Annotated in this window: 2 protein-coding genes; both read left to right on the plus strand. The window is 35.3% G+C overall.

The annotated features are described in order from the left end of the window. The coding region (locus ENL20_07920) for a cell division protein FtsK (GenBank protein HHE38487.1) at window positions 1-648 on the plus strand (648 nt) is incomplete at its 5' end. A gap of 233 nt (window positions 649-881) precedes the next feature. Then, window positions 882-2,171, plus strand: a complete 1,290-nt coding sequence (locus tag ENL20_07925) for an ATP-binding protein (protein ID HHE38488.1) — start codon at window positions 882-884, stop codon at window positions 2,169-2,171. The last annotated feature ends 51 nt before the right edge of the window (window positions 2,172-2,222 follow it).

The following is a 2,222-nucleotide window of genomic DNA, read 5'->3' on the forward strand; positions in this document are numbered from 1 at the left end:
ATTATTGTCGATGAATTTGCTGATTTGATGATGACTGTCGGTAGAGAAGTAGAGCGCCCGATAACCAGACTTGCTCAAATGGCAAGAGCAATCGGAATTCACCTCATTCTGGCAACACAAAGACCTTCCATCAAAGTCATTACCGGAATTATTAAAGCAAATTTCCCATCTCGAATTGCATTTCAAGTTTCATCCAAGATCGATTCGAGAGTAATTATCGATGCCAATGGAGCAGAAAAATTATTGGGAAAAGGAGATATGCTCTTCCTCCCTCCCGGAAAAGCAATGACAGAAAGAATTCACGGGGCATTTATCTCGGATTCGGAAATTCATAATGTGGTGAGTTACCTGAAAACCCAGCCAAAACCGGAACAGGAGATCAAGATCATCGAGGATGAACAGGTCGGTCTGGAGGAGTTTTCTTATGATGATGAACTCTTCCCGGAAGCTGCAGTTGCGGTCGTAACAGCAAATGTCGCCTCGGTTTCCATGCTGCAGAGACATTTCAAAATAGGTTATGCGAGAGCAGGAAGACTGGTTGATATGCTGGAAAGAGCAGGAATTATTGGTCCGCATGTTGGAAGTAAATCCCGTGAAGTTCTGGCTACCGAAGAAGATTTGAAGATCTATGGATATTTGAAGGAATAAAAAAAGGAGAAAAGGAGAAAAGGAGAAATGGAGAAAGGTAAAGCAGTTGAATCCGTTGAACCGGAGAAAAAGGAAAGAGAAAAGAATATACCGTGTTATCCTTCCAATAAGGAAAGAAAGTATTAATATTATCCTTCTGAAAAGGAATCTTCTATGAGTATTTCAAAAATATTATTGACATTTCCTTCCAATAAGGAAAGTTTGTGTTCATCTTTTCCTTGTAGGGAGGAAAAATGAAAGATGTTTTCAAGATGATCATCAGAGGTTTTCAAACACAAATTCCTAAAAAAGATGTATGCAGACGGGATTTGAAAATTCCAATAGATACCAATAAAATCATTGCTTTAACGGGAACCAGAAGGTGTGGAAAAACATTCTATTTCTTTGCGCTGATAAATCAACTTTTAGAAACAGGAATCAAGCCGGAACAAATTCTCTATATAAATTTTGAGGATGAAAGATTAGATTTAAAATCCAAAGACCTGCAATCTATTTTAGATGCATATTTCGAATTATATCCGGAAATTCAAAACGAAGATATATTCTTCTTTTTTGATGAAATACAGGAAGTAGAGAATTGGGAAAAATTTATCGCGAGGATTTATTCTTCCGTAAGTAAAAAAATCTTCATTACCGGTTCAACATCAAAAATGATCAGCAGCGAAATAGCAACTCAATTGCGAGGTAGAAGCCTTTCCTATACTTTGTATCCATTATCCTTGAATGAATATTGCCGGTTTATGGATATATCTCCGAAAGATATTTATTCTCCCCGAAACAGAGCCATTATCAAATCCGCATTCGATAATTATTTATTTGCCGGAGGTTATCCCGAAACAGTGAAATTTGAACCTGAAATACAACGCAAAATCTTGCAGTCCTATTTTGATGTGATGATTTTCAGAGACATTGTAGAAAGATATAATGTCAGGAATCCGATTGTTCTGAAACATTTTATTAAACAATTAATGAACACTGTATCAGCAGAATTTTCCATCCATAAAATTTATCAGAATTTGAAAAGTAACGGTTTTCAAACTAGTAAAGATAAACTATATTCATACCTGGATTACGGTAGAGATTGCTTCCTTTTTTTTGTGGTTCATCAAAATGAAAAATCGTATCGTAAGCAACAAAAAAACAAGAAAAAAATTTATGCTGTAGATAATGGTCTTCTTTCAACTGTAAATTACACTTTCTCACAAGATAAAGGCAGACAACTGGAAAACCTGATCTTTCTCCATCTAATCAGGAAATATGAGCATGTTTTTTATTATCATAACGGCTTTGAATGTGATTTTTTAATTAAAGAAAATGAGCAGGTATCAATTATAGTTCAGGTTTGTTTTGATATTTCGGATACTCAAACCCGCAAAAGAGAAATCGATGCTTTGCTGAAACTGTCCGAAATCTATCCCGATTCTGATTTGATCCTGCTGAATATTGAGGAAGATGTGGAAGTTATGATTGATAAAAAAAGAATTCAAATAATTCCAGCCTGGAAATGGTGCCTGGAAATTTGACATTCAGAAGTGGAAAATATGAAAAAAATATTGTTAATATCGGTTTTTATC

The sequence above is a fragment of the Candidatus Cloacimonadota bacterium genome (assembly GCA_011372345.1).
Lineage (GTDB): Bacteria > Cloacimonadota > Cloacimonadia > Cloacimonadales > TCS61 > DRTC01.

What these genes read in the sequence shown, in the direction of transcription:
- ENL20_07925 (HHE38488.1), top strand. Translation starts at nt 882, where the DNA reads ATGAAAGATGTTTTCAAGATGATCATCAGAGGTTTTCAAACACAAATT.